This is a genomic window from Bacillus sp. FSL R7-0672 (assembly GCF_038601465.1).
Lineage (GTDB): Bacteria > Bacillota > Bacilli > Bacillales > Bacillaceae > Bacillus > Bacillus pumilus.
Genome location: NZ_CP152010.1, coordinates 319451 through 345613, shown reverse-complemented (window position 1 = coordinate 345613; position 26163 = coordinate 319451). Strand labels below are relative to the sequence as shown.

Below are 26163 nucleotides of genomic sequence, written 5' to 3'. Positions count from 1 at the left end.
CTGGTGCTCACGAATGTTCAATTCGCTCCGCGCCAGTGCTCGCCCTTCCTAGACTACAAAGGTTTTCTATCACGCTGAAAAAAGAAGACAAAGTGCTAAAATAAAAATCATTTTAGCACTTTGTCAACAATCTAAAGAGGCCCTCCTAGAGAGGCCTCTTTGTTCTGTTAATTCGTTAAATGCTTTTGTAAGAAGGCAAGCTTCTCTGTTTGAAAAGCCGGGATGTACTCGTGTCCAAAGTAGCGATACACCTTTAAATCTTTATCTGTTTCTAAATGGTTATATACCGCAAACACAGTAGATGGCGGGGTGATTTGATCGATCAAACCGATGGCCATCAATGTGGGCTGTTTCACCCATCCGGCTAAATTGATCAAATCAAAATAGCTTAACGTCTCAAATACCTTTTTTTCCGCTTCTGGATCGCTGTTTCTGCGAAAGTATGAATTGATTTCTAAATAAGGCTGCTCCAATGCCACATCTACTGCACGTTCAAAATTCGATAAGTACGGATAATCTGCCACGACGACCTTCGGAATGTCTGAAAGTGCTGCAGCTGCAACCGCTAATGCACCACCCTGGCTCCCGCCCACCACGCCGACCCGGTGTTCATCCACTTCCGGGAAGGACTGAATCACGGCGAGCGCTCGAACCGCATCTAAATAAACACCCCGATAATAGTAGGTCTCTTTCGATAAAATGCCTTTTGTCATCCACCCCAAAGCCTGCGCACCTGGTGTCACTGTCTTATCTTCACTGCCGCCTTGACCGCGGACGAGCATACCAAATGTCGCATAGCCATGCAGTGCCCAGTTGACGATGTCATGAATGCCGCCGTCATAGCTGGCATTATAGCCATGAAAATGAACGAGTGCTGGATGTGGACCTGTTTGATCTGGTACTGCATACCAGCCTTCAATTCGAGAATGATCAAAGCTTTGATACGTCAGACGGTACACCTTCACTCCCTTTACTGGATAATCATAAGGTTCAAGTGCTGGCTCTGCCTCCACTTGGTTCAGTTCTTCAAGCGATGCCTTCCAAAAGTCTGAGAAATCAGGACGTGCTGTTTTCTTCGGTTTATACTTTTTTAGCTCATCTAATGGTAAATCAAACAATTGCATATCCTACTATCCCCCTTTGTTTTATTAGTTGTGTGTATCATATCACTGTTTTCTTGACGAAGAAAGCCATTTTCTATACAAAAGACAAAACCTTCTGACATTTCTATTGGCAAAGAAGTTTGAAACCTTTATGATAAAGAAACTGGCTTGAAAACTAGAGATTCTCAGACAAAAAAATCGATCGATCCATTCATGGATTTCATATTTGCAATCATCGAATAAAGGAGGAACCTGTATGAAAATCGCCCTTGTCCAGATGGACGTACAAATTGGAGAACCTGATGTGAACTTTCAAAAAGCAGAAGCATTTTTAGAAGAAGCGATCCGCGAGCAGCCCGATCTGATCATTTTACCCGAAATGTGGAATACCGGTTACGCTCTTGAACAAGCCGATCAGCTTGCAGATGTAAATGGTGAACGCACAAAACAGCTTTTCTCTTCCTTTGCCCGTAAGCACCAAGTAGTTCTCATTGCAGGAAGTGTATTGAACAAGCGCTCAGAAAGTGACAACATCACCAACACGATGTATGTCTTTAACCGCCAAGGTGAGCTTTTAGTCGATTATGATAAAATTCATTTATTCCGCTTAATGGATGAGCACAACTATTTAACCGCTGGTGATCAGCTTGGTTTATTTGACTATGATGAGGATGTGAAGATCGGGGCCATGATCTGCTATGACCTTCGCTTTCCGCAGCTTTCCAGAACACTTGTCAACAAAGGGGCGAAGGTGCTTATCAATACGGCGCAATGGCCTTCAGCAAGAGTGGATCATTGGCGCAGCTTGCTCATCGCAAGAGCAATTGAAAATCAGTCATTTATGATTGCTGTTAACAGAACAGGCACAAGTAGAGACACTGAATTCCCTGGCCACTCCATGGTGATTGATCCACTTGGCCGTATTTTACTTGAAACAAACCATGAGGAAGATATTTATTATGCGGACATTGATCTTAAGCTAGTGGATGAAGTGAGACAGCAGATTCCTGTGATGACAGATCAGCGGCTGGATATTTATTAAAAAGCAGGGTGCTCCCCTGCTTTTTGCATTTAATTAAACGTTTGTTTAAGCTTTTTCTTGATTTTGATAAAGGTCCATTAGGGCTTGAGCGGCTTTCGTTAAATACCTTTCTTCCACATATGCAAACACAAGTGTGCGGGTTGGACTTGAATCAATTTTCAAATAAGCGACTTCGTTCCTTTCCTCTTGTGCCACCATTTTCGGCACAACTGTCACACCTAGCCCATTTTTGACCAATGCCTGCGCTGTTTGAATATGACTTGTTTCAAAGGTTATCTTCGGCTGAAAACTATGATGATGACAGAGTTCTGTGACCACTTGCCGAAAGCCATATCCCTCTTTCAGCATAATAAATGCGGCATCTTCCAGAAGGCGAAACGGAACAGTCCCTTTCTGATCTGCTTGATTGATGATATCGTTCAATTCCGCCTGTAACCAAGGTTGAGCAGATGGCGGAACTGCAAGAAGAAGCGGCTCTGTCAGCATGTGTTTCGTTTTCAATGATTCATGCTCGACCGGCATAGATAAAATAGCCAAATCCAGCTGACCAGCCAATAGAAGTTTTTCTAGCTCACGAGGTGATTCTTCTATTAGTTGAACGTGAACATGAGGATACGTTTGACAAAAGGTTTTTAATAAACCGGGTAAGACATATCCCCCTGTGACGGCTGGCGCTCCAATGTTCAGCTCTTTCCCCACCTCATAAGCTGCTTCTCCCATTTCACGCAGCAAATCATCTCTTTCCTTCAAAATGTTCTCAGCCCTTTTAATGAACCGAATCCCTTGAGGTGTGGGTGTGACTTGTCCATACTTTCGAATAAATAGGGGGGTGTCTAATTCCTCTTCCAGCTTCTTTATTTGTTGGCTTAAAGAAGGCTGTGCAATGTGAAGCTGATCCGCTGCTTTTGTAAAACTTTTCTGCCGGTACACTTCCATGACATATTCCATCATCCGTATATCCACTTTCATCACCTCATAGGTTTTAACTATTCAAGTCATATCTTTTATGTCTTAGACAAATAACAAAAGGAATTCTACGATAAAGAGACAACAAAAGGGGGAGAAGAAATGAATCCATATACGAAAGCCGAAAACCAATTCTCACAAAATGCTGAGAACTATCGCGATTCACCTATATTTGCAGCCGGAGAAGAGTTGGAATGGGTAAAAGCGGCAGCAAATACGAAGGGTCACGAGTATTTACTTGATATCGGTTGCGGAGCTGGACATACCGTTTTTTCCTTTTCAGACATCATTTCTAAAGGAATCGGCATTGATGTCACGCAAAAAATGATCGAGGTTGCAGCAGCACTTGCGGAAGAACGCCAGCTGAAACATATTACTTTCGAACGGGCAGCCGCAGAAGCTTTGCCATTCGCTGATGAATCATTTGACATCGTGACGTGCCGCTTTGCCGCTCACCACTTTCCAAACCTTCCCGCAGCCATGTCTGAAATCAGCCGTGTCTTAAAAAAAGGCGGCACATTCCTGCTCGTCGATCATTATGCACCTGAGAATGCTGCACAGGATGCATTTATTAATCACTTAAATAGACTTAGAGATCCTTCTCATGTGCGAGAAAGCTCTTTATCAGAATGGGAAGAGCTTTTCACTGCCAAACAACTGACTCAAAAAGAGATTCGTTACTGGGATCTGCAAATTGATTATCAAGACTGGATCACACGTGGACGCACACCAGAGAATGTTCAAAAGGAGATCGTTTCCCATCTTCAAGCCGCAGACCCTGATACAAAACAACTCTTTCAGCTTCAATTCGATGCACAGCAGCAGCCTATTTCCTTCTGCTTAAAAGCTGCATTCATTCAAGGAATCAAGAATTGAATTTATAGAAAAAGTCTACCTTCATCGGTAGACTTTTTATTTCGTATATACATCTTCACTGTCTCTCAGGTATTGCTTTTCATGTTCGTGATCATGTTACTATTATATGATAAATGAACGGAGATAGGTTAGGCATTTTAAAAATTGTACATAGATCCTCTGAATAAAAAAAGAACCTACCCTCTTTAGAATAAGTTCTTCACTGCGTGCGTCAATCACGGTGCAATATCCTCTAATACTTTCTCGCGCGTTTCGATCATTTTAAAAGCAAGAATTGCTCCCACTACAGTCACACTTGCAAAAAGAATAAAAATAGTTGAAACACCGCTTACCTCTAAAATAAAGCCTATCATAATAGGAGCGATCGCTGAGGCCAGCCTAAGCCACGCTGTAGCAAATGCCGTTCCAATCACCCTCATACGTGTTGGATAAATTTCAGGTGTATATAGATAGAGAAGAACTGTAATCGTCCCCATCATTCCGTAAGCAGCGGACCCTAAATATATCACACTTTCTGGAGAACTCGCTCCGCTGATCCATAAAGCAGTTAATAAAGCACCTGTTACGATAAATGCAATGGTTGCCCAGCGCTTTCGTCCTACTTTATCAATTAAAAATGCACAAGCGAATACCCCTATGGTCTGTAAAATATTTGTGAGAGAGGCTGCCCTTAATGAATCTCCAACTGGCAAATTGTAAACCGTATTATAAAGACTTGGTAACCAGTTATTTAAACCATTTGATACAAAGTAGGCAGAAAACCATAGTCCCCATACAATCAGTGTTCTTTTACGGTAGAAAGTTGAAAAAAGCTCTTTCCAGTCGCCCTTTTCAGTACTGCTAAATACTTGCTTTGCTACAGGCATTCGTTTGTCAGTACTAGCTTCAATTTCTTCAATAATTCTTTCGGCCTCATCTAACCTGCCTTTCGAAATAAGCCACCTTGGAGATTCACGTAACATAAAAAAGAATACAAAGACGATTAAACCTCCAATGCCTCCAATCAAAAACATCCACTTCCACCCAAAGCTAGGTACAACAAATGCGCCGATTTGAGCTGAGATCATTAAACCTAAAGGAAAAATCATCTCATACAGCATAAAAAATCTGCCTCTCCCTTGAGCCCGGGACAGCTCATTGATATATGAAGCCGCTACCGGCACCTCTCCTCCTACCCCAATCCCTTGTATAAAACGAAAAATAAACAGTGCCATAAAATTACCTGAAAACACACATGCAAAACTCATGACGGACATGAGGAGTATAGTCCACTTTGCACTAAAAACACGGCCACGCCTTTCTGCTAACCATCCAAAGAAAATGGCACCAATCGCTTGTCCTATATAACCAGACCCAATAAGAAGACCAATTTGAGCAGGTGATAAACTCCACATGCCGATGAGAACTGGGAGAACAAACGCTAAAGACAGAGCATCAAAAGCATCAAAAAAGGTGGCAGATCCCATAATGATACGAGGCTTTAAATGCCATCTAGAAAAAGGTACACTTTCCATTCTCGTCAATAGTTGTGAAGCTCTATCAACAACTTGCCCATCATGAGAATTTGAATTTCCGCTGACTTCTAACGTCATGATATCTCCTCCTTATTAGAGGAAATGATGCAAAAGTACATGCCGAAGAGCGCTAAAGAAATCGCTTACATTTCAAATCAAGAGACATTCTAAAGCGTTCATACGAGTTTTCAGCATCTATCATTTCTTTTTTGGCGTTCCCGTGGTGCCCCGATCTATGTAGTACATAGGGAAGATATGTTCCATCGCCTCTAACTGTTCTCCTTCTAATACCTGTGTTAATAAAGAAACAGCTTTTCTCCCCATTCCAACTAAATCTACATGAACTGAAGATAAAGAAGGGGTTAGAAAACTTGCAATGGGCACATCATCGGCACCAACGACTGACAAGTCATGAGGTATGGACACATTTGCGTGATCTGCAGCTTTCATGACCCCCATCGCCAAAAAATCTGAAGAGCAAACAACTCCAGTCATGTGCTGGTTTCCTTGGAGAAATTGAGAAACCACTTCTACTACTTTTCCCCCATCAAATTCATCTAACTCAAACACAAGTTCTTTGTTCATTGTTAACCCTAAATTTTTAAGTGTGCGCTCATATCCCTTGTAGTACCTCACACTATGCATCGAACTCATTGGACCATTGACCAGCCCAATGGTTCGATGACCTTTCTCAAATAAGGCCGTTACGGATTGACACACACCTTCTTCATCATCTGGCCTGACACATGGGAAAGGAGAATCCTCTAAGTAACTTCCAACAACAATAATGGGAATAGCTAAACTTTTTAACCAATCCATACTCAATTCTTCATTTCTTGGAGAAAATAAAATGGCACCATCTACAGCCTGTGTTTCAAGTAATCGCTGCTGCTGTATAGATGTAAATGACATCAACATATTGAATTCAGTTTCATCTAATTCCTTCGCAATACCATCTAAAATCGTCGAAAAAAATGGATTATTCAAAATATATGAACCACGCGGAACCACGACAGCTATATTGCCAGTCTTTCTTTTAACGAGCCCTCTAGCTCCTAAATTAGGGCGATAGCCTAACTCATCAATCACTTGTTTGATTCTTTCAGCCGTTTGAGCACCTACTCCTGGTTTACCACTTAATACTCTGGAAACAGAGGCGATAGACACTCCAGCTTTCAATGCGACATCTTTAATACTTACTGACACATTTCATACCTCCGGGAGTCTGTTGTTTTATACACTATTATAACCTGACTCACCTTCATCATGAAATCAATGGTCTGTTATCTACCGACGTTTTCCTTAAGCAAACCAACACTTTGAAGGCCCTGACGAATTTCTTCTTTCTCCTCATCAGTTAAAGGTAGTACCGGCTTCCTAGCAAGCGAACTACTGATCAAACCTCGCTGATACATCGCTTCCTTCATGCGCAGATGAGAAGTAGATGAAGGTTCATCCATTTTATACACAGCATGCTTTAATTCGAATATTCTATCGTAAACTTTATTGGCCGCTACAAGGTCTTTTTCTTCCACACATTTCACAAGTTCAGCGATCAAATCTGGCACGAAACAGCCGAAACCTACAAGTGCTCCATCAATGCCTTGAACCAATGTTGGCAATAAATATTCATCATGACATGTGAGTAACGATACATCTGGTGCATGTTTTTTCAATGCCCGTACATCGACCTCGTATTGTGCCATGTCTCTTTGACCAATTTTAAACGAAACAACATTCTCAATTTCCGACATTTCTAGTAATTGACTGGTTGTATATGAGGTTTTTGTCCATGTTGGATATTGATGGACAATGATTGAAATATCAATCGCTTCTGCAACATCTTTAAAGAATTGGACAGGTGATTCAGGCTGCATACCGAATCTTAGCCATGAATGTGGCGGCATGAGAAGTATACCTTCACCACCAGCTTCTTCAACGGCTTTTGCATGCTGGATTGCTTCAATTGTCCCTTCAGCAGAAACCCCAGAAATGACAGGTACTTCCCCTTTTAATTCGTCGGCTGCAATGCGCACTGCTTCAGCTCGTTCATGTGGCAGTAAAGTCATAATCTCGCCAGTATGTCCATTGACAACGATCCCGTTAATCCCTTTGTGATCCGCCACCCAACGGACAAGCTTACGAAAAGCAGGTTCATCAATTGAATAGTCATCTTTAAAAGGAATTAAGACAGCCGGGAATACACCGCTCCATTTTGCTTTATTTTTCATAAACAAATTCCTCCCCATTCGTTATAGTAAACGTTTACGGTAAGCGTTTACGTAAACAATCATAGAATGATATTGTGAATGATGTCAACATTATTTTTTAATAATTACAATAATTCAAAAAACTCTTGTTGAATTTTAGATACTATTTTATTTTTCCAAAAAAGAAAATGAGGGATATATTTTGTGTACCACATCAACCAAAAAACCTCATCTTCGTGAACTGGTTGAAGTATGATACCTCTTTTTCCAAACGGCAACATACCAAAAAAAGGATAAATAAATTTTTATTGTCAAAACATCATCATATCTACGAAGGAAAAGGCATCAATAAAAAAAAGTCTACCCTAAACGGTAGACTTAGATTGTTGACAAAGTGCTAAAATGATGTTTATTTTAGCACTTTGTCTTCTTTTCAGCGTGATAGAAAACCTTTGAAGTCTAGGAAGGGCAGCTACTTTTGCGGAGCGAATTGAACATTCGTGAGCACCAACGCGCAGACCTGCGGGCGAATGCGAGGGTTTGTCTACACGCTGAGTCTACCCTAAACGGTAGACTTTTTTTATTTCGAATATAAATCCCAGCCAAGCTTGAGTGTGTCCACAATATAATTGGCGACTTCCTCAGCCTCTAAATGATCTGTTTCCACTCTGGAGTTATGAAGAGAATAAATCTCCCGGCGTTCTTCAAACAGCTCTTTCATTTCATCAAGCGACCGGTTGTGAAGAACAGGACGGTTTTCAATTAAAATATCAAGTCGCTGCTTCCAATTCTCCCAAGATAGGTCAAGGAAAAGAACCGTACAATGCTTCAAGCAGGCACGTTTGATTTCTTCCTGTTTGAAAGCACCGCCTCCAAGTGAGACGATCTTGAGCTGTGTATGTTCACATAAATCGACGATATAATCCTTTTCAGCCTGCCTGAAGAATGCTTCTCCTTTATGCTGAAACATCTCTGGAATCGTCATGTTGTATTTTTTCTCAATCTCCTGATCGACATCAATAAAATCTCGATATAGCTTTTTGGCAACCAGCTGACCAATGGTTGTTTTCCCAACACCCATAAAGCCAATGAGAACAATATTCCGCTGTCTTACAGGGATTTCTCTATTGATTTTCATGATCGTGACACGTCCTCCTTACGACAAGGAATGCTACATAATGTTTCTATTATATGATAAATGGAGCGCGAAAAGATAGGCAATCTTAAAAATTGTGTTTGACGACGTAGCCGAGCTGTTCAGAAAGCCTCTGTGCCTGTTCTTTCACTTTTTGCTGCAGCTGGGGAATGACTTCTTCAGTAAACCGGTGGGTTGGACCAGATATGGATAAACAAGCCTTCACTTCCCCATGAATATTAAAGACTGGTGCCGCTACTGCCGCAGATCCTACCTCTCGTTCATCGATGCTGCAAGAAGTATACGTGTCAAGAATATGTTTACATTCCTTTTGCCAGTCATCTCTCATCACATGCTCAGCCTCAGACGCTAATACTTTTTGTTGAAATTCTTCACTTTGAAATGCCAATAATACCTTTCCGCCTGCACCTGCGTATAACGGCAGCTTCTCACCAACCTTGACAAGATGTCGAATCGATTGCAGCCCTTCCGCTTGTTCAATACAGACCCTGCTTGTTGCATCCAGTACATACAGGTTGACGGTTTCTTTTGTTTCATCACGAAGTGCGTACATGAGTGGTTTAGCCAGTTCTCTCAATTGAATGGACTTCCCTGCAATGTATCCAAGGAGATAAAGTCTTTGACCCAATCGGTATTTCATTGTGTCTGGATTCTTTTCCACAAAATGATTCATTTCAAGTGCCTTGAGCAGTCTCGTTGTAGTAGACATTGCTAAATTCATCTCTTTTGAAATATCCGTTAGCGTCAGCTCTTGACGTTCTTCACTAAAACAATAAAGAATATCCAAAGCGCGCTGAACTGTGCGCAGTCCTGATTCTTCTTTTGACTTCTTATCAGCCATGTTCAGTTTCTCCTTTTCCCCTTTGATTTCTTATCGACATAAACGATCGATTTTGCTATAATCCATTTTAAACGTTCCACTAAAAGAAAACAAATTCCACCAGTCGGAATAAAATCGATTGGAGAGGTTTGATGGAGGAGATATTTGAATGTACCTGCTCGTTTTTACACTTCTTATTAGCCTATATATTGTTCATCAACTATTTCCCGCTCCCATACTCTCCTATTTTGTTGGTCTGCTGGCCGCTGCTTCGCTCATCATTTCTTTTAAGAAAGCAAGTGGGCTTTATTTGAAAACAGGTGCTATGTTTCTCATGATTGGCTTGTTCTTATTTTTCTTATCCGACGAGCCATTGCACACGTTGTTTCTTCACTTTCATTCCATGCTAGGCTTGCTTTCTCTATTTTTCATGCTGCCTTTTATTCATTCTCTCATACATGTTGGACATTTCGATACACAATTAAATAAACTGCTCACACTGCATACAACGAGCACAAACCAGCTTTATCGCAAGAGTTCATTTGTCACTCATATTCTTGGCATGTTTTTAAATATCGCAACGATCCCCTTACTATATACATCGCTCAAACCGTCGCTGGATTCCCTAAAAGAACAAGTGAAACAACATCTTTATACACGCAACCTTTTAAGGTCATATGCATTATGTTTAAGCTGGAGTCCTGTTGAAGTGCTCGTAAGCGTCACCATTGATGCAACCAAACTCAAATATTATCAAATCGCACCCGTTACTTTTGGTTTAATGGTCATCGTGCTGGCGACAGATTGGATGCTCTTTTCTCGTCAAAGCAAACGACACCCAAACATCATTCAGTCCGCAGAAACACACTCCAATCCTCGTCGAATTAAGCGAAAAACCCTTCAGCTTGCTTTCATGCTGCTGAGTTTTATGACAGCCGTCTCACTTGTCGATGCATGGATTGGGAAAGGCTATTTATTCGCTGTTGTGCTGACAATTATTCCATTTGCTCTATTATTCTCTTCTGTCATCAAAAAAAGAAAACAATATATAGCCGTCTCTGTCCCTCATTGGAAAGAAAGAACCCGTCAGCTCTCCAACTATATGTGTCTATTTTTAAGTGCTGGCTTCTTTGTCGATATGCTGCTTGCCACAAACAGTATGCAGCCGATTCAAGCATTTATTGTCAGTATATCAGACCATGCCATTTTGGTTTATTGTGTCATTGGGTTATATTTTCTGATCACCGCTCTTTGCGGTTTTCACCCGCTCGTCTCGCTTGCTTTGTTAGTTAGCCTGATGGCACCTGTCATCCAAGAACTTCCTGCTCTTCCCATTGCCATCATGCTTATCGTTGCTGGAACATCAACTGTCATGTTTAGTCCTTTTAATGTTTCTGTCTCCCTGTTAGCTGATTTGATGAAGGTCAACCCTTACCGTATCACTCGCTGGAATATATGGTTTGCTGGCTTTTATATCAGTATGGGTATCGCATGTGCAACGATCATCACCGTTATCTTTTATTCATAAAAAAGAGAACTCATCTTGGTTTGAGTTCTCTTTTGCTTCGCTTTCTCACTCTGGTTTTAATTGAATACGTTCAATTTTCCCTACGATAAAAATGTACGACAATGCCCCGCCTAATGCGACTAAACTGACGAACAAAATCCCCCCGTTGTAAGAGCCTGTCGCCGACACGATGAATCCGATAATAAGCGGAGTGATGATCCCAGCTAAATTAGCAAAAAAGTTAAATACACCGCCAGCCAGCCCAACCATTTCCCTTGGTGCCACTTCAGACAGCATCGTCCAAGAGATATTAGACAGTCCTTGTGCAAATGAAGCGATGGATAAAATGGTCAGCACAAGCGGAATATTCGTTGTAAAGTTCGCTAAAACAATGGTACTCGTCAGAAGCAAGCCAACCACTACCGGCAGCTTCCTCGCTACATTAACGGATACGCCCTTTTTAAGCAGCCAATCAGACACATAACCTCCAAACAATACCCCAAAGAATGCAGCAATATAAGGAAGAGAAGCCGCAAAACCTACCTTAAGAAACGCCATATTTTTCGCCTCTGCCAAATAGGTCGGAAACCATGTTAAAAAGAAAAAAAGTGTAGACGCAACAGAGAATTGGCCAATATAGAGCCCGATCAATTTACGATATTTTAGAAGGGCTGCAAAATCTGCCCATTTCAGCTTCTCCTGTGATGCGACTGTCAGCCCTTCACCTTGCCGGATTAATTCTAACTCCTCTTCATTCATCTTCGGATGCTCTTTCGGTTCGTGATAATACTTGTACCAAAAGAAAGCAAATATGATACCGAGCGCACCTGCCGTAATAAAGACGGTTCTCCAATCGAATGTCGTCATGATCCAAAAAAGAAGAGGTGTCGCAAATGCAAGACCCACATACTCTCCAGCAGTATAAACACCTGTTGCAAAAGCCCGTTCCCGCCTTGGAAACCATGTGGTGACAATTCGGTTATTCGCAGGAAATGCGGGAGATTCTGTAATCCCAATAAACAAACGACAGCCGAATAAAAAGGCAAAGCTGTTCGCAAACGCCTGCATGCCTGTGAAAATAGACCAAGTAATGAGTGATATCCCATACGTTACCTTTGAGCCAAATTTATCGAGAATAAAACCGCCTGGTATTTGCATCGCTGTATATGTCCAGCTAAATGCTGAAAAAATGAGACCTAATAAGGCAGGATTTAATTGCAATGAAGATTGAATAGCAGGTGCAACAATGGATACACTGGCTCGATCAATATAATTAATGGCGGTAATAAAAAACAACAGAATCAATATGCCAAAACGGGCTTTCGTTGGCTTCATATAAGCGGGCCGCAATTCATTCCCCTTCAGTTCTGAATGCACTTTCATAACCATCCTCCTTTGTTTCCGCAGCGTGCGATTCGGTTGAGTGTCTTAAATAACCCCTTTTTCTTCCAATTGTTTACACTCTTCTTCTGTTAACCCAAGCATATTTGTTAAAATCTCATAATTATGTTCGCCTAAATCAGGTGCAATGTGACGGATATTTCCGGGTGTTTTTTCAAATTTCGGAATGATCCCGGGCACCTTTACTTTTCCAAGACGGGGGTGATGCACCTCGACGATATTCTCTCGTGCTTTAAATTGCGGATGCTCAAAAATATCCTGAATACTTAAAATTGGGCTCACAGGAACGCCATGAGTATCTAGAATTTCTAATACGTCATCCCTTGTTTTCGACGCGATCCATTGAGAGACGATCGCATCCATCTCTTTGTTATGCTTCAGCCTAGATGCATTGACCGCGAATTTTTCATTCTCTAATAAATCTAAGCGATTCATCGCCTCTGCCAATCGATTGAAGGTCGAATCCGTACTTGTCACAAGAACCAAATAATGCCCATCCTTTGTCTCATAGGTGCCGGCAGGGCTTGAATGACCGCTTAACCCCGGTGAACGCTCACGCACCTTCCCAAGCTTGTCATATTCAGCAACCAAAAATTCTAACATACGAAAGACAGATTCATAGAGGCCCAAATCCACCATTTGCCCAGTTCCTTCTGGATGTGTATCTCTGTAATACATCGCTGTCACAGTAGCAAACGCCACATATATGCCTGCAATATAATCAGTTAAAGAAAAGGAAGGACTGACTGGATGCCGGTCTGGAAACCCTTGAATATATGTAAAGCCGCTAAACGCTGTCGCAGGTGTTCCAAATCCGGCCTTGTCCTTAAACGGACCCGTTTGTCCATAACCCGATACACGAATCATAATTAATTGAGGGTTGATTTCTTTTAATACGTCGTACCCTACGCCCCATTTTTCGAGGGTTCCAGGGCGGAAATTTTCAATCAACACATCGACCTGACCTGCAAGCTTTTTAAAAATGTCTTTTGCTTCGTCTTTGTGCAGATCCAGTGTTAGAGATTTCTTATTCCGTGAGAGACCTGACCATCTAAGTGGTTCACCTTCTGCAAAAGGGCCAACATGCCGCAGCGTATCGCCTTTACCAGGAATCTCGACTTTGATGACCTCTGCACCAAAATCCCCTAGAAGCACCGCGCCATAGGGTGCAGCGATCATCGTAGAGACGTCTAATATTTTCATTCCTTCGAGCGGTGTATTCATATTCATTGCTTGACTCCCTTTCATTCAAGTGATGAAGGGCTAAATAACTTTCTATTTTAGCCCTTTTCATCTTTCAGATTGACTCGGAAGACCCTGATGATTCAAAAGGAGGGCTTACCGGTGCAGTTTTTTAATCCTTCGGAAGCTGCCCTTGCGGTGTGTAAAGCCAAATGAGCCATAAAGGTTCATCTCCTGTATTTACATGCTGGTGCGAGACACCGTCTGGAATGAACATGAAATCATTTTGTTTAAAGGACTGCCTTTCTCCATCACAAATGACTTCGCCAGATCCTTTAATCACATAATCAAATTCCTCTGAACCCGGGTGATTGTGCACTGAACTTGCTTCCCCAGGTTCAAAAATGGTGAGACCCGCCATCATATGCTCTGACCCAACAGTATCTGGTGTAATAGTTTGAAATACCTTTCGTATCATTTGCTCCTCTGGATGATCTAAACCTAACCATAATGGGTTCCCATCTTGAAACGGATTCAATACTTTAATTTTCATTGTTCATTCCTCCTCGTTATGTTTAATTCACGCTGACATGTGAGCGTTTTGAATTTGGTGAATAAATATCATTAATATTCCAATGTCCATCCGTAGGGACAGGATCATTTTTCATTGCTACATCTATGACGCAAGGCTCTTGAGATGCAATGGCTTCAGCTAAAGCTTCTTTGAATTCAGAAGCAGAGGTGATTTTAATCCCCTTCATCCCATAACCTCTTGCAATGGCAGCAAAATCCGGAGAATAGCTTTCTCCACCTTTCCTGAAAACAGTACCGTACGTCGTTTCATAGTGCGCCATTTGCAAGCCAGCTATTGTTCCAAATGCACTGTTATTCATCACAATCCACACAACAGGAATGTTCTCTTCAACGGCTGTTGCGAGAACGGATGGATTTTGACCGAATCCGCCGTCCCCAACGAGTGACACAACGACACGGTCAGGCTGGGCAATCTTTGCCCCAAGTGCGGTAGGGGCTCCAAATCCCATCGTTGCAAAGCCGCCTGGTGTTAGAATGGTCCCTGGCGTCAACACGGGAAATTGCTGTCCGACCCCATTTTTATTCCAGCCAACATCCGTTGTAATAAAGGCATCTGGCGGTAATATTTCCCGCACTTCCTGCAAAATACGCTGCGGCTTCATTGGGAAGGATTCATCTTGAATGTTCGTCAGATTGCTCGCCTGAAAATCCTTACGATATGCCGCAATTTCCTTTTTCAATTCAGGTCGATTCAGCCCTTCTGGCAGTCTTTCTCTCGCCACTCGATTGAGCACACTCAAGGCCTGCTTAAGATCGGCTACTACTCCAATGTCAACAGGATAGTTACGTCCAATTTCATTCGGATCAATGTCAATATGAATGAGCTTGGTTGACGGGAAACGGAACGTATAATTTGATTCCCACGAACTCGCATCAGCTTCAGCAAAACGGGTGCCTAAAGCCAATATATAGTCCGCCGCTTTGCACTGATCATTGATAAATTTTGTCCCCCAAAATCCTGTCATTCCAAGGGTCATTGGGTGATCATCTGGCATGGCTCCTTTCCCCATCAAAGAATGGGCGACAGGGATACTTAGATGATCAGAGAATGCCTTTAATTCTTCAGCTGCATCAGCTAGTAAAATGCCTCCCCCTACATATAAAAGCGGTCTTTCTGCCTGCAGCAATCGATCTAATATCCGATTGGCCGTTTGATCATCAATTGAAGGTTTTTCAATGGTCTGTGTATGATGGTTGATTTGTTCAAACAAGGACACATCTAGGTCTTTTGAGAACACATCCATTGGAACAGATATCAGCACTGGGCCAGGACGGCCGCTTTCAGCTAACTGAAATGCTTTTGATAAAATCTCTGGAAATAATTCTGGAATATCGACTCGCCATGCTCTCTTCACAAACGGCCGGTAAATTTCGTATTGAGAGGCATCGGAATGAAGATTGATCTCTTGATGTGGGTGCTTTCCGTAGTAATGACTCGGGACATCTCCTGCAATGACAACCATTGGAATGGAATCAAGTGCTGCATTCGCTACCCCTGTTGCCGCATTGGTGAGTCCAGGACCTAGATGACTGAGAACAACAGCTGTCTGTTTCTTTGCTCGCGCATAACCATCTGCTGCATGTGCCGCTATCTGTTCATGTCTGACATTTACAAATTGAATCGAGCTTTTTTCAAGCGCTGATAAAAAAGCAATATTCGTATGACCGCAGAGACCAAAAATATGCTCGACTCCCCGATTCTCTAAATACTGAATAACCTGTGTAGAAATATTCTTCTTCATGTTTCTCTCCTCTCACGGTGCAGCTATGAATCTGCTACTCACTTATTCTTTGAAAAACAATCGATAGAACGCTGTTCAAATCCTGTATCGCCACTTGCCCGGGAGCTGAGCTTTCTTTCCCTACAGCAAAGGTCATGACAGATCCAAAAAGTCCACCAACCATTCTTGTAAAAGCCCCATATTCCCCCATTGCCATCGAAATAACGGGAATCGACAGCTGCTTGTTCGCATGGCTGGTCGCCGAGACCAATGTTAATGCATCCTCATAGGAATGCGGCATCACTGCAATCTTTGCGATGTCGGCGCCGACTGATTCTGCATTGACGAATAGCTGCACGAGACGATCCAACTCAGGGGTGCGCTGAAAATCGTGATACGACACAATCAAGGTGACCCCATTACTTTTAGCCGCCTGACTGACTTGCTGTAAATGTGTCACATCATGCATCAATTCATAATCAACGGCGTCCACAAGCTGTGTGGAACAAAGCTCGACAAGCAGAGAAACCTTCTCATTTTCTGAGAGTGATATACTTTCGCCGCCCTCCTTTTCAGAGCGGATGGTGAATAAAAATGGTATACCCTTTGCCTTTTCTACCATTCCCTTAAGGGTTTCTATGACTTGTTCCTTGTCATGAAGGTGATGAAAAAAATCCGCCCGCCACTCTATCACATCAGGCTTCTTCTCAGTTAATACCTCGACCTCATGAAACAATTCTTCCTTTGTTTGCCCGATGAGCGGCGTACAAATCATTGGCTGACCGCCTGTCTGCACACTTTTTACCTTTTTCTGAAATGCATTCACATCCATACGCCCCTTTCACAGACCATTTGGAAGCACAATCATTTTGGTTTCGGTCATCTCCTCAATAGCGAAACGTGGACCTTCTCTTCCAAGACCACTTCGCTTAATTCCTCCATAAGGCCAATGATCCAGTCTAAAATTTGATGTCCCATTGATGACAACACCACCAGTTTCAAGCTCTTTTGCTGCGTGTAACGCAACATCCAGCTGATTCGTAAAGATCCCTGCCTGCAATCCATATCGACTATCATTTGCTTCTTTAATTGCCTCCTCCAGCTCCGCATAAGGGAAAATGCTGACAACTGGGCCGAATACTTCCTCACAGACGACCTTAGCCTGTTTCGGAGGGTTCAGCAAAATAGCCGGTGTGATGCTCGCTCCATTTCTTTTTCCCCCACATAAAAGCTGTGCCCCCATACTCTCTGCCTCTTGTATCCATGTCTCAACTCGCTGCGCGGCCTGTACATCGACCATACAGCCGATATCACTCTCACTGGACAGCGGATCTCCAACGACAAGCTGCTCTACTTTTTGTTTTAATACCTCAGTAAACGACGGCATAATTTCCTGGTGGACATAAATTCTTTGGACAGAAATACAGCTTTGACCAGAATTACTAAAGCCTGTCTTGGCACAGAGGGATGCGGCTTGTTCAATATCAGCATCGTGATGAACAATCGTCGCGCCATTCCCTCCGAGTTCGAGCAATATTTTTTTTAATCCCGCAGAAGTTGTAATATGTTCTCCTCCGGCAGCCCCGCCGGTAAAAGAGATGAGATTTGTTCTTTCATCAGTGACTAACTGTTTCCCAGCGTCGACCCCGCCAATCACAAGCTGCAAACTTGCCTCAGGAAACCCTGCTTCGAGAAGGAGTTTGACAAACGCTGAGGCAACAGCTGATGTTTGCGGTGCAGGCTTCAAAATAATGACATTCCCTCCCGCAAAAGCTGGACCAATTTTGTGACAAATTAAGTTGAGCGGTGCATTAAAAGGGGTAATCGCCAGCACAACTCCGACTGGTACTTTAAATGTCATGGCCATTGCTCCCTGCCCACGCGATGATACATTGCCTGGAATGGTCTCACCTACTAATCGATTCGCTTCTTCCGCCGACTGCGCCAGCGTCTCGATTGATCGTGAGACTTCATCTCTTGTATTTTTAAGCGGTTTGCCTAATTCTAACGAAATCAGTTTTGCGAAATGGTCTTTTTGTTCTTCAAGCAAGGTGGCTGCTGTTGTTAGAATCTTTGAGCGTTCGATTGCCGATATTCCCGCTATTTGTTTTTTAGCATGCTGCGCAATAGAAAGTGCCTGTTCTATGTCTTCTGATGAGGCGAGATATGATGTACCTATCCTTTCTCCTGAGTAAGGATTGATGATATCTGTTTTCACACGATCGGTATCCATCCACTCGCCGTCTATATATGATAACGCTTTCAATCTACTCAAATTTTCTCTCCCTCCTTTAGGTGCCGCGTTCCATGTCCTGCATAACGAACCAATCTTTCTTCGTTCGGACAAGGTCCCTTCACGAGGGCTCCCTTTGTCAACTCCTCATATGCATGCGCCACGATGCCCATTCCTCTGGATAAGGAAAAAATGCCTTTTGCTGCTTCTGCTGGAATGTTTAATTCACATTGGATTGCAGCAGATACACCGTCTATATTCATAGTGATTTTCTTCCCTTTCAGGTGTTCAAGCTCATGTCTAATCGCTTCGGCTAACCGTAAATATATCCCACTGATAAGGCCTTGCTGGACATATGTGTGACTCAGCTCATATAGACGTCTAACCCTCGGATCATCATCATGAAGCTGATGGCCGATCCCCGGGATTTTTTCCTTACGAGTTAACCATGTGTGACATACTTGCTTGGCCGCAGACTGTATATCCTTTTGATCATCGTAGATCGCTTTGGCTTCGTATAACATACGCATGGCCTTCTCTCCGGCTCCGCCATGAATATCACCTAATAAATTCACCCCTGTTGCAACAGAGGAATTAAACGAAATACCGCAAGTCACCGCCATTCTGGCTGCTGCAATAGATGGCGCTCTTGGTCCATGGTCCGCACCTGCGACAAGAACACTTTCAAAAAGAGCTGCTTTTGAATCATCCAATAATTCACCAACAAGCAGTAAATAAAGCATTTGTGGATACGACAGTTCGCCAATCAGTTCTTCAATAGGATAACCTCGAAGTTCAATTGAATTTTTTTGAATATGACTAATCTCAGTTTCCCACCAAGCGCCTCCCTCTTTGTAAATTTCCAGTGCACTTCGATTCTTCATTGTGTCAATCATTCCTTTAGCTTCTTATTTGGAGGTGAACCACCCCTTTATTCCATTCAGTGGAATTTAATTTCACTTTTCGGAATGTGATTTCATTGTAAGCGCATTCTTTTTCTTCGTCAATCATTTTTTCTGAAAATACTGTAAATAGTATTGGAATTAAGTGAATCGAACTAATTATGCTTGCTTTTTTTGATCAAAAAAATCTTTATTTAGTTAAATGGACTTAAGTAGATCGTTCTACTAATTTAATGAATTTTTGGTTATTTTGTCAAACCCACTTAAAAATTCAACATAAAAAAACCTCTCCATCTTCTGGAGAGGTCTCTGATTGTTGACAAAGGGCTAAAATGATGTTTATTTTAGCCCTTTGTCTTTTTTTCAGCGTGATAGAAAACCTTTGCAGTCTAGGAAGGGCGAGCACCGGAGCGGAGCGAATTTGACATTCGTGAGCACTGGAGCGCAGACCTGACAACGAATGCGAGGGTTTGTCTACACGCTGAAACCTCTCCATCTTCTGGAGAGGTCGCTTTTTTATTTCCACCAGTCATCAAACATGGAAGCGGGTACTTGGCGTTTATGCTCTGATTGAACATAGCGCTTTTCAATCGCTTCTGCTGCTTGTTCTGACACGGGCTTACCTTCTAAGTAATCATCAATTTCATTGTACGTAATGCCTAGTTCTGTTTCATCCGTTTGCTGAGGTTTGTCATCAAGCAGATCAGCTGTCGGTTTCTTTAAGTATAGGCGCTCTGGTGCTTGCAGCGCTTCTAGCAGCGCCCGGCCTTGGCGTTTCGTGAGACCTGTGAGCGGGAGAACGTCTGCACCGCCGTCACCATACTTCGTGAAGAACCCAGTGACTGCTTCGGCTGCATGATCTGTACCAATGACAAGTAATCCTTCTTCTCCTCCGACAGCATATTGCGCGATCATTCTCATACGTGCTTTGACATTCCCTTTATTAAAGTCAGACAACGGTCCGCCTGTGTCTTTTTGATATTGTTCACTGAATGCCGTCACGGCAGGCGCAATATCATATTTCCACGACTTGTCCGGCTGAATAAATGATAAAGCGAGCTGTGCATCATCTTCATCCTGCTGTACACCATGCGGGAGACGCACCGCAATAAAGACTGCCTCTTCCTTTCCTTCTTGACGCAGTTCAGATGCAGCGAGCTGTGCAAGACGGCCAGCGAGCGTTGAATCCTGTCCGCCGCTAATGCCGAGAACGAATCCTTTCGCGCCGGTTTTTTTCAAGTAGTCCTTTAAAAATCCAACCCGTTTTTCAATCTCCTGCTTCGGGTCAATTGAGGGCTGCACATGCAACTCTTGGCTGATTTTTTTCTGCAAACTCATACACTTTTCCTCCTAAGCATCCTCTACATGAAGAGAACAGGTTTTACTCTGAATTCATTGATTTGACAACGTTTTTTGAATCTTCATTATACCATGTTTTCAGGAAGAACATTTTGTAAGACGTTCCCCTATTTCATCAATGATCAAACATTCACAAATGAAAAAGACCATGTCTATACGGACTGGCCCTTTTTTTCAATCAATTTCTACCCGTATAGATGTACAGCTTGCGCCATTACACTTCCCAATATCAGCAGGGCATGCGGATACGGCCACAATGAGGTCCATTTCGGCTCGCAGACGAATGTAATCACCGGGAAGAGATTTTGGCAGCTCCACAGACAGCTTTCCTTTTTCATCAATGACTGTATTCATAAAGGCATTAAAAGGATAGTACATATCCTCCTTCGGAATCCCAAATGGTTCAAAGGCAGTCCTTAAATTATCGTAGCATGTATGCATGACCTCTAAATGCGTCCGTCCGTATAAAAGCTGGTACATTTCTTGCCGGCAAGCGGGCATATATAAATCATGGCATTCGACTGTGTCTTCAATGACCGTAAACATCGGTTTGTATAAGTTAGAATAGAGCTTATCGTCTTTTTTCACTTTTGACGAAAATAGGCTGTCCATTGTCGCGCCTTGGTCAAATTTTTCATAAAAATCCTTTTCGTGATAGGCCATGACATCTGCTACTTGCTGGCCTTCAACATCAACCACCCGCATACATTGGCCTTTTCCTAAACGAAAGCCCAGTCTGCCCTTTGGTAAAATGACATATTCTCCGTTCATCACATACACTCCTTTCCTTGACAGTATGCCCAAAACGTCCTCTTGATCATGTATAAAAAAAAGAGGCGGTCACAAGCTAATGTCATTGAAACAGAAAGGTGTTGCGCATGCATTGAAAGAAGAACAAACTTTATCTTGGTGGCAGCTTTCTCTCATCGGAGTCGGCTGTACGATTGGCACTGGTTTCTTCCTTGGTTCCAGCATTGCCATTACAAAGTCCGGTTTTTCCGTCTGCATTTCTTTTTTACTTGCTGCGGTTGGAACCTATCTCGTCTTTAAACATTTGGCTGCGATGACAGCCGATAATCCTGATAAAGGGTCATTTTGTTCCTATGCTCGTAAAGCATATGGACGCTGGGCAGGGTTTAGCAATGGCTGGGTGTATTGGTTCGCAGAAATGCTGATTACAGGAAGTCAGTTAACAGCGATTTCTCTTTTTACCCGCCACTGGTTTCCATCTGTGCCGCTCTGGGTGTTTTCTGCAATTTATTCCGCTCTTGCCCTGCTCGTGATTATCATAGGGCTCTCTTCTTTTCAAAAGACAGAAAATGTCCTTGCGGTACTGAAGACAGCTGCGATTTTTCTGTTTATGATCCTGGCGGCGCTTGTGTTATTCGGCATTCTGACAGATCATAAACCGACCCTGCATCTCCCAAACAAAGATCACGAATGGATGCCGCTCGGTCCGCTTGGTCTTTGGAATGGATTGATTTATGCGTTTTATGCATTTGGGGGAATAGAAGTCATGGGGCTGATGGCGGTTCATTTAAAGGACCCGAAGGATGCAGCAAAGTCTGGACGCGTCATGCTGATGATTCTAGCGGTCATCTATATCGTCTCAATTGGACTTGCTCTCTTGCTTGTCCCAGTGACAGCCTTTAATGAGAACAGCAGTCCATTTATTACATCATTAGAGCCATTTCATTTATCAATCTTTCTTCATATCTTTAATGGCATTTTCATTATTGCCGGCTTTTCGACATTGGTTGCCTCACTCTATGCAGTCACGACGCTGCTTGGCACGATGTCGGAGCATCAAGATGCACCTGCTTGTTTTAAACAAAAAGACCCATCTCATGTCGGATGGCCTTCGATTATTTTAACTGCTGCTGGATTAATTGTCTCGATTTTGCTTGCACTCTTTTTGTCCAAACACATCTACGAGCATCTCACAACAGCAGCCGGTCTTACCCTTCTGTACACGTGGGTCTTCATTCTGTTCTCAAGTAAAAAGCTATCAAAGCCATCCACTCGCCAAACGTGCGAAATGTTTCTTGCACTTCTCCTGATTGGAGCCGCCATTTCAGGCACTTTAACAGAGGCAAGCGGACGACCTGGCTTTTTTATCAGCCTTGGGATCATTGCAGTGATTGCCATCATGGTGCTATTTATGAGGAAAAAGTGGAAGCAGCAGGATCAGACCGCATCATAATTTCATCATGTTTCTTAATGCAGTAAAAGGACATTTGGCGGAGGCTGGTTTCTCCGCCTCTTCATCTGGGAGAAAGTATTGCTTCCATTCATGATTGGTCGGATCACCGTACCATTTTAATGATGGATGAACGCCGACCTCATCATACGCTTTGAGCCGCTTGCGAACGAGCTGGCTCATTTTTTGACCAAACTTGGTCGATCCATTCAATTTCTCAAACACCCATCTAGGCTGAAATGCCATTAAGACATAAGGAAAGTGGCGGCTTTTTCTGAGCTTATGAGCCGGTGTGGAGCATAAAATAAAATACGCTTCCCCGTGAAAGCAATACTCCCACTCATGATGATGAGCATCTAGCGGAATATCCTCAGGCCATGGCACTTCATCTTTCTGGTGCAGTCGTTGAAGCAATGACCAAAACTGCTGCTCAAGCTCTTCAAGCGAACTTTCCTTTAAATCCTGCGGTGTTTCAAAAAAGCATATAAATGAAGCATATTGACCCGTTTCTTTCGCACAGCTTTGATATTCTCTCAGTAGCTGCGCTAATTCCTCAACAGCTTCCTCTTTTCTCGGATCACCCACAAACCCATAGCGTAAATGATCGAGAAAAAACCCCTGTCTTCCTGGTACACAAGGGAATGTATCTGCCTCATCTCCTACCATCTCTCCAAATAGCGTAAAAGCATCCTGCTTCCATTCTTCTAGTGATCGTAGATTTTGATCAAGGCAACTTTTTGCATATAACTGGGCCATTTCCTTCCACCTCGTTTTAGCGTCTTCTCCATAGCCTATGAGAAAAAAAGGCTGTGGTGACTGTCCCTAAGCGACTTTCCTTGCGCATTCCAGAGGTGGATGTTCTCGTTCAAATTCAGCATGTATGTGCGTCTTTCACTCCATGCTGCTTCTTTTAATAGAGCGCTTTTGTATCTTCCCTATGATCGGTTCTTCATCAAAAAGACAGAATCGAGCACCCAATAAATGAGGGCTGAGCAAAAGCTAAACAGATAGACTTTGTAGCTAATGAACACAACCAGTCCATAATCAATCCATAACGCTAACGCAGAGCAAATCACCCACGCCGCAAGAAAATAAACAAGTAAGTCACGACCTCGAAACCTTCTAGGATGCCTGTGTAAAACAAGCTGAATCGGTGCAGCAAACACTACATAAGCGATTAAAATCAGCAGACTTGTCATCTCCACATAACCAAAGCCTGATTCAGTCAGGATAAATAGCATGGTATATACGAATGTTGCTGTGATGACTGATAAGATCAGCATGCACAAATAGTTGAATACTGGAAGAAAAATACGCATGGCAAAGCTCCTTGAATCCATTTTATATCTCACCATTATTCAAGAATGTGTTATGTCTGTCAATCCTTACAAAAAAGCAGACTGACATGAGTCTGCTTTTCTACCCAATCAACGCCATGATCCCTTGATACCCAAAATAAGCGCCGAAACCAAGTAAAGATAAGCCTGCAAGCACGGATAAGCCATGTAAGACACGTTCACTTAAATAGCGCCTAAACGAACTAGCAAGCAGTGCCATGCTGAAATCCCAGATCAACATGCCGATAAAAATAGCCAAGCTGTACATCAGCATTTGAGATGCCCCATACTTTTCGATCGTATTGGCCAAAATACTGCCGTAGATACCAAGCCAAAATAAAATACTGAGCGGATTGGAAAGAGAAATGAAAAACCCCGTCATAAATGACTGACCCATCGAAGTGTTTCCAACATCCTTTTTCGGGCTCTCCTGCAAATTGATTTTACGTAGGCTCTCAATGCCGGTATAGGTCAAAACAAAAAAGCCGAATAGCCACAAAAAGGTTTTCACAAGAGGTGCGGTCAAAAGCTGGGCGACACCAAAATAGATGAGGAGCATATAGACAATATCCGCAGCCATTGCCCCCACACCAAAAATCCACGCGTGCCAAAATCCACTTTTAATCCCTCTGTCGATTTGAGCTGCATTGACTGGCCCAACAGGCGCTGAAAGTGACAACCCTAAAAAGATATAACCAAAAAACACCGCCACATAGACGTCCTCCTTTTGATGCTGACTTGTACATATTATTCAAACGTTCTATGGTTTAGTACAAGTCCTTTGCCATCTTTTCAGGTGGACTCAAGGAGACATTGGATATTGCTTAACGATCGGCTTTCAGCGCCGATTGTTGCGGCAAGACCGTTTCCTTTTTCGTAGCACGTTTCATTTGAATCGCAGCTGCAAACAGAAGAACAGCTAAGAAGGCGAAAACAAAGACGGCACTTGCTGCTCCTGCCCATTCAAGACTAAAGCCGATCAAGAAGGACAAGCAGGCTCCGCCTAAACTTGCGGCTGCAATAAAGTAGCTTGTGGCCTCGTCGATGGCATTTTCAATCATTAATGCAGATGCAGTCAGTGCGATTGGGAACATACCAGCTGCGCACAAGCCGATGAAAAAGATGAGAAGCAGCTGGGCGGCAATGTGGGTTGTCATGGCAAAGACCACGAGCAGCAGAATCATGAGTGCTGCACTTAGCTTTAAAAAACGCAGCGGGTGCAGCTGATCTGCTTTTCTCGCAATGACAGTTCTGCCGATGACAATTGCTGTCCAGAAAGTGGAGACTGCAAAGAGACCCCAATTGTCTCCCCCCTTCTCCAGCATGATCGACGGCAAAAAATTCGCAAAGTTCGTTTCAATCCCTGCGTAGAAAAAGGCAAAGCAAATCATGATCACCACAATGATTCGATTGTTTCGATCAACAAGTAAGGACGGTTTTCTCACCCCATTGGAGGAAGAAGTCATCTGTCCACGAGGCAATTTGTTCATAAAGGCAAGCCAGAGCATCAGGAAGAAAGTCAGTGCACCGACTTGAAATAAAAACACATAGTGCCACGTCTGTTCATTGACAGTCAGTAAAATCACAAGTGGAAACAGCAGAGCTCCTAACCCAAAGAAGACCTCCATGATACTGATTCGCTTCGCACTGTTTGCCATCGAAATCACATACGCTCCGGCTGTTGTCTCAAGACTGCCTGCCCCGTTCCCAAGAAAAAAACCTGCCAGCACAAGTGTTGACCAGCCAGGAACCAAAAGCCCAAGCAGAAGTGATCCGATCATCAGCAAAAGACCCATAGTCAGAACAGCGCCATAGCCTTTTTTCCTCACAAGGATGGGTGATAACAGAACCCCTGTCAAAAAACCAATAAACTGAAAAAAGATTAAAGAAGATAATTCCCCAGGACCCTTATCGTAACTAGACAGTAAATAAGGAGTTAAGCTGCCAAAAAACACATGAATGGTCCCAATAAAAAAATAAAAGACACAGCCAAAATAAAATATTTTTTTCATCTTTTCACTTCCTCTAAAAAGGAGCGGA

24 protein-coding genes are annotated in these 26163 nt (G+C 42.9%); 4 read left to right on the top strand and 20 right to left on the bottom strand.

Annotated elements, in window-relative coordinates; all coding sequences use genetic code 11:
- Positions 1–167: 167 nt before the first annotated feature.
- Complete coding sequence (locus tag MKY18_RS01845; RefSeq protein WP_185108282.1) at positions 168–1124, bottom strand: acetylxylan esterase; 957 nt, start codon at positions 1122–1124, stop codon at positions 168–170.
- A 235-nt stretch (positions 1125–1359) separates the two neighbouring features.
- On the opposite strand from MKY18_RS01845, the gene MKY18_RS01840 reads away from it, so the two are divergent.
- Positions 1360–2145, top strand: coding sequence for a carbon-nitrogen family hydrolase (locus MKY18_RS01840; protein WP_342497690.1), 786 nt, complete (start codon positions 1360–1362; stop codon positions 2143–2145).
- A 45-nt stretch (positions 2146–2190) separates the two neighbouring features.
- On the opposite strand, the gene MKY18_RS01835 is transcribed toward MKY18_RS01840, so the two are convergent.
- Positions 2191–3096, bottom strand: coding sequence for a LysR substrate-binding domain-containing protein (locus tag MKY18_RS01835; RefSeq protein ID WP_113768518.1), 906 nt, complete (start codon positions 3094–3096; stop codon positions 2191–2193).
- A 117-nt stretch (positions 3097–3213) separates the two neighbouring features.
- Between MKY18_RS01835 and MKY18_RS01830 the strand changes: the two genes are divergently transcribed.
- Positions 3214–3987, top strand: a complete 774-nt coding sequence (locus MKY18_RS01830; protein ID WP_113768517.1) for a class I SAM-dependent methyltransferase — start codon at positions 3214–3216, stop codon at positions 3985–3987.
- A gap of 215 nt (positions 3988–4202) precedes the next feature.
- Here MKY18_RS01830 and MKY18_RS01825 read toward each other — a convergent pair whose 3' ends face one another.
- The 5 genes from MKY18_RS01825 to MKY18_RS01805 all read right to left on the bottom strand — a co-directional run bounded on the left by MKY18_RS01825 (position 4203) and on the right by MKY18_RS01805 (position 9708).
- Positions 4203–5579: an MFS transporter gene (locus tag MKY18_RS01825; RefSeq protein WP_342497689.1), complete on the bottom strand. Its 1377-nt coding sequence runs from the start codon at positions 5577–5579 to the stop codon at positions 4203–4205.
- A gap of 120 nt (positions 5580–5699) precedes the next feature.
- On the bottom strand, positions 5700–6707 hold the full coding sequence (locus MKY18_RS01820; RefSeq protein ID WP_003213988.1) for a LacI family DNA-binding transcriptional regulator: 1008 nt from the start codon (positions 6705–6707) through the stop codon (positions 5700–5702).
- Between the two features lie 77 nt (positions 6708–6784).
- Positions 6785–7732 (bottom strand): dihydrodipicolinate synthase family protein, encoded by a 948-nt coding sequence (locus MKY18_RS01815; protein ID WP_278177726.1) that lies wholly within the window; start codon positions 7730–7732, stop codon positions 6785–6787.
- Between the two features lie 559 nt (positions 7733–8291).
- On the bottom strand, positions 8292–8849 hold the full coding sequence (locus MKY18_RS01810; RefSeq protein ID WP_044139273.1) for a shikimate kinase: 558 nt from the start codon (positions 8847–8849) through the stop codon (positions 8292–8294).
- Between the two features lie 85 nt (positions 8850–8934).
- Entirely contained in the window at positions 8935–9708 is a 774-nt protein-coding gene (locus MKY18_RS01805; RefSeq protein WP_342497688.1) for an IclR family transcriptional regulator, read from the bottom strand.
- Positions 9709–9856: 148 nt separating this feature from the next.
- On the opposite strand from MKY18_RS01805, the gene MKY18_RS01800 reads away from it, so the two are divergent.
- Positions 9857–11215 carry a hypothetical protein gene (locus tag MKY18_RS01800; RefSeq protein WP_342497687.1) on the top strand — a complete coding sequence of 453 codons (1359 nt, stop codon included), beginning with the start codon at positions 9857–9859 and terminating at the stop codon, positions 11213–11215.
- A gap of 45 nt (positions 11216–11260) precedes the next feature.
- Here MKY18_RS01800 and MKY18_RS01795 read toward each other — a convergent pair whose 3' ends face one another.
- The 9 genes from MKY18_RS01795 to MKY18_RS01755 all read right to left on the bottom strand — a co-directional run bounded on the left by MKY18_RS01795 (position 11261) and on the right by MKY18_RS01755 (position 21357).
- The gene (locus MKY18_RS01795; RefSeq protein ID WP_342497686.1) at positions 11261–12577 is read right to left on the bottom strand and encodes an MFS transporter; all 1317 of its coding nucleotides are present in this window, start codon (positions 12575–12577) and stop codon (positions 11261–11263) included.
- Between the two features lie 45 nt (positions 12578–12622).
- On the bottom strand, positions 12623–13825 hold the full coding sequence (locus MKY18_RS01790; RefSeq protein WP_080772931.1) for a CoA transferase: 1203 nt from the start codon (positions 13823–13825) through the stop codon (positions 12623–12625).
- 124 nt (positions 13826–13949) lie between these two features.
- Positions 13950–14330, bottom strand: a complete 381-nt coding sequence (locus tag MKY18_RS01785) for a cupin domain-containing protein (RefSeq protein ID WP_003216877.1) — start codon at positions 14328–14330, stop codon at positions 13950–13952.
- 22 nt (positions 14331–14352) lie between these two features.
- Complete coding sequence (locus tag MKY18_RS01780; protein WP_342497685.1) at positions 14353–16113, bottom strand: thiamine pyrophosphate-binding protein; 1761 nt, start codon at positions 16111–16113, stop codon at positions 14353–14355.
- 34 nt (positions 16114–16147) lie between these two features.
- Entirely contained in the window at positions 16148–16924 is a 777-nt protein-coding gene (aroD, locus tag MKY18_RS01775) for a type I 3-dehydroquinate dehydratase (RefSeq protein ID WP_342497684.1), read from the bottom strand.
- 9 nt (positions 16925–16933) lie between these two features.
- Positions 16934–18367, bottom strand: coding sequence for an aldehyde dehydrogenase family protein (locus MKY18_RS01770; RefSeq protein WP_342497683.1), 1434 nt, complete (start codon positions 18365–18367; stop codon positions 16934–16936).
- Positions 18364–19221, bottom strand: a complete 858-nt coding sequence (locus MKY18_RS01765) for a citryl-CoA lyase (protein WP_080772930.1) — start codon at positions 19219–19221, stop codon at positions 18364–18366. Before MKY18_RS01765 ends, MKY18_RS01770 begins: the two co-directional genes overlap by 4 nt.
- Positions 19222–19743: 522 nt before the next feature.
- Positions 19744–20565, bottom strand: a complete 822-nt coding sequence (gene nadE, locus MKY18_RS01760; RefSeq protein ID WP_065098754.1) for an ammonia-dependent NAD(+) synthetase — start codon at positions 20563–20565, stop codon at positions 19744–19746.
- Positions 20566–20760: 195 nt separating this feature from the next.
- Entirely contained in the window at positions 20761–21357 is a 597-nt protein-coding gene (locus MKY18_RS01755; protein WP_113768667.1) for an urea carboxylase-associated family protein, read from the bottom strand.
- A gap of 79 nt (positions 21358–21436) precedes the next feature.
- Here MKY18_RS01755 and MKY18_RS01750 point away from each other — a divergent pair, with 79 nt between their 5' ends.
- On the top strand, positions 21437–22789 hold the full coding sequence (locus MKY18_RS01750; RefSeq protein ID WP_113768666.1) for an amino acid permease: 1353 nt from the start codon (positions 21437–21439) through the stop codon (positions 22787–22789).
- Here the strand turns inward: MKY18_RS01750 and MKY18_RS01745 are convergent.
- The 4 genes from MKY18_RS01745 to MKY18_RS01730 all read right to left on the bottom strand — a co-directional run bounded on the left by MKY18_RS01745 (position 22784) and on the right by MKY18_RS01730 (position 26135).
- Positions 22784–23542, bottom strand: a complete 759-nt coding sequence (locus tag MKY18_RS01745; protein WP_003216950.1) for a YqcI/YcgG family protein — start codon at positions 23540–23542, stop codon at positions 22784–22786. The genes MKY18_RS01750 and MKY18_RS01745 overlap by 6 nt on opposite strands.
- A 179-nt stretch (positions 23543–23721) precedes the next feature.
- Positions 23722–24105, bottom strand: a complete 384-nt coding sequence (locus MKY18_RS01740) for a UPF0715 family protein (RefSeq protein WP_342497682.1) — start codon at positions 24103–24105, stop codon at positions 23722–23724.
- Between the two features lie 100 nt (positions 24106–24205).
- A complete protein-coding gene (locus tag MKY18_RS01735) occupies positions 24206–24835 on the bottom strand; it encodes a LysE family translocator (protein ID WP_003217164.1) in 630 nt (209 codons plus the stop codon).
- A gap of 112 nt (positions 24836–24947) precedes the next feature.
- Positions 24948–26135, bottom strand: coding sequence for an MFS transporter (locus MKY18_RS01730; protein ID WP_065098751.1), 1188 nt, complete (start codon positions 26133–26135; stop codon positions 24948–24950).
- Positions 26136–26163 lie beyond the last annotated feature (28 nt).

Bases quoted from the DNA above. Each gene is read 5' to 3' on its own strand.
- MKY18_RS01755 (WP_113768667.1), bottom strand. From the start codon at position 21,357: ATGAACGGAGAATATGTCATTTTACCAAAGGGCAGACTGGGCTTTCGT.
- MKY18_RS01780 (WP_342497685.1), bottom strand. From the start codon at position 16,113: ATGAAGAAGAATATTTCTACACAGGTTATTCAGTATTTAGAGAATCGG.
- MKY18_RS01790 (WP_080772931.1), bottom strand. From the start codon at position 13,825: ATGAATATGAATACACCGCTCGAAGGAATGAAAATATTAGACGTCTCT.
- MKY18_RS01730 (WP_065098751.1), bottom strand. From the start codon at position 26,135: ATGAAAAAAATATTTTATTTTGGCTGTGTCTTTTATTTTTTTATTGGG.
- MKY18_RS01800 (WP_342497687.1), top strand. From the start codon at position 9,857: ATGTACCTGCTCGTTTTTACACTTCTTATTAGCCTATATATTGTTCAT.
- MKY18_RS01810 (WP_044139273.1), bottom strand. From the start codon at position 8,849: ATGAAAATCAATAGAGAAATCCCTGTAAGACAGCGGAATATTGTTCTC.
- MKY18_RS01745 (WP_003216950.1), bottom strand. From the start codon at position 23,542: ATGGCCCAGTTATATGCAAAAAGTTGCCTTGATCAAAATCTACGATCA.
- nadE (WP_065098754.1), bottom strand. From the start codon at position 20,565: ATGAGTTTGCAGAAAAAAATCAGCCAAGAGTTGCATGTGCAGCCCTCA.
- aroD (WP_342497684.1), bottom strand. From the start codon at position 16,924: ATGGATGTGAATGCATTTCAGAAAAAGGTAAAAAGTGTGCAGACAGGC.
- MKY18_RS01805 (WP_342497688.1), bottom strand. From the start codon at position 9,708: ATGGCTGATAAGAAGTCAAAAGAAGAATCAGGACTGCGCACAGTTCAG.
- MKY18_RS01815 (WP_278177726.1), bottom strand. From the start codon at position 7,732: ATGAAAAATAAAGCAAAATGGAGCGGTGTATTCCCGGCTGTCTTAATT.
- MKY18_RS01830 (WP_113768517.1), top strand. From the start codon at position 3,214: ATGAATCCATATACGAAAGCCGAAAACCAATTCTCACAAAATGCTGAG.
- MKY18_RS01750 (WP_113768666.1), top strand. From the start codon at position 21,437: ATGTCATTGAAACAGAAAGGTGTTGCGCATGCATTGAAAGAAGAACAA.
- MKY18_RS01845 (WP_185108282.1), bottom strand. From the start codon at position 1,124: ATGCAATTGTTTGATTTACCATTAGATGAGCTAAAAAAGTATAAACCG.
- MKY18_RS01835 (WP_113768518.1), bottom strand. From the start codon at position 3,096: ATGATGGAATATGTCATGGAAGTGTACCGGCAGAAAAGTTTTACAAAA.
- MKY18_RS01795 (WP_342497686.1), bottom strand. From the start codon at position 12,577: ATGAAAGTGCATTCAGAACTGAAGGGGAATGAATTGCGGCCCGCTTAT.
- MKY18_RS01825 (WP_342497689.1), bottom strand. From the start codon at position 5,579: ATGACGTTAGAAGTCAGCGGAAATTCAAATTCTCATGATGGGCAAGTT.
- MKY18_RS01785 (WP_003216877.1), bottom strand. From the start codon at position 14,330: ATGAAAATTAAAGTATTGAATCCGTTTCAAGATGGGAACCCATTATGG.
- MKY18_RS01740 (WP_342497682.1), bottom strand. From the start codon at position 24,105: ATGCGTATTTTTCTTCCAGTATTCAACTATTTGTGCATGCTGATCTTA.
- MKY18_RS01840 (WP_342497690.1), top strand. From the start codon at position 1,360: ATGAAAATCGCCCTTGTCCAGATGGACGTACAAATTGGAGAACCTGAT.
- MKY18_RS01765 (WP_080772930.1), bottom strand. From the start codon at position 19,221: ATGATTGACACAATGAAGAATCGAAGTGCACTGGAAATTTACAAAGAG.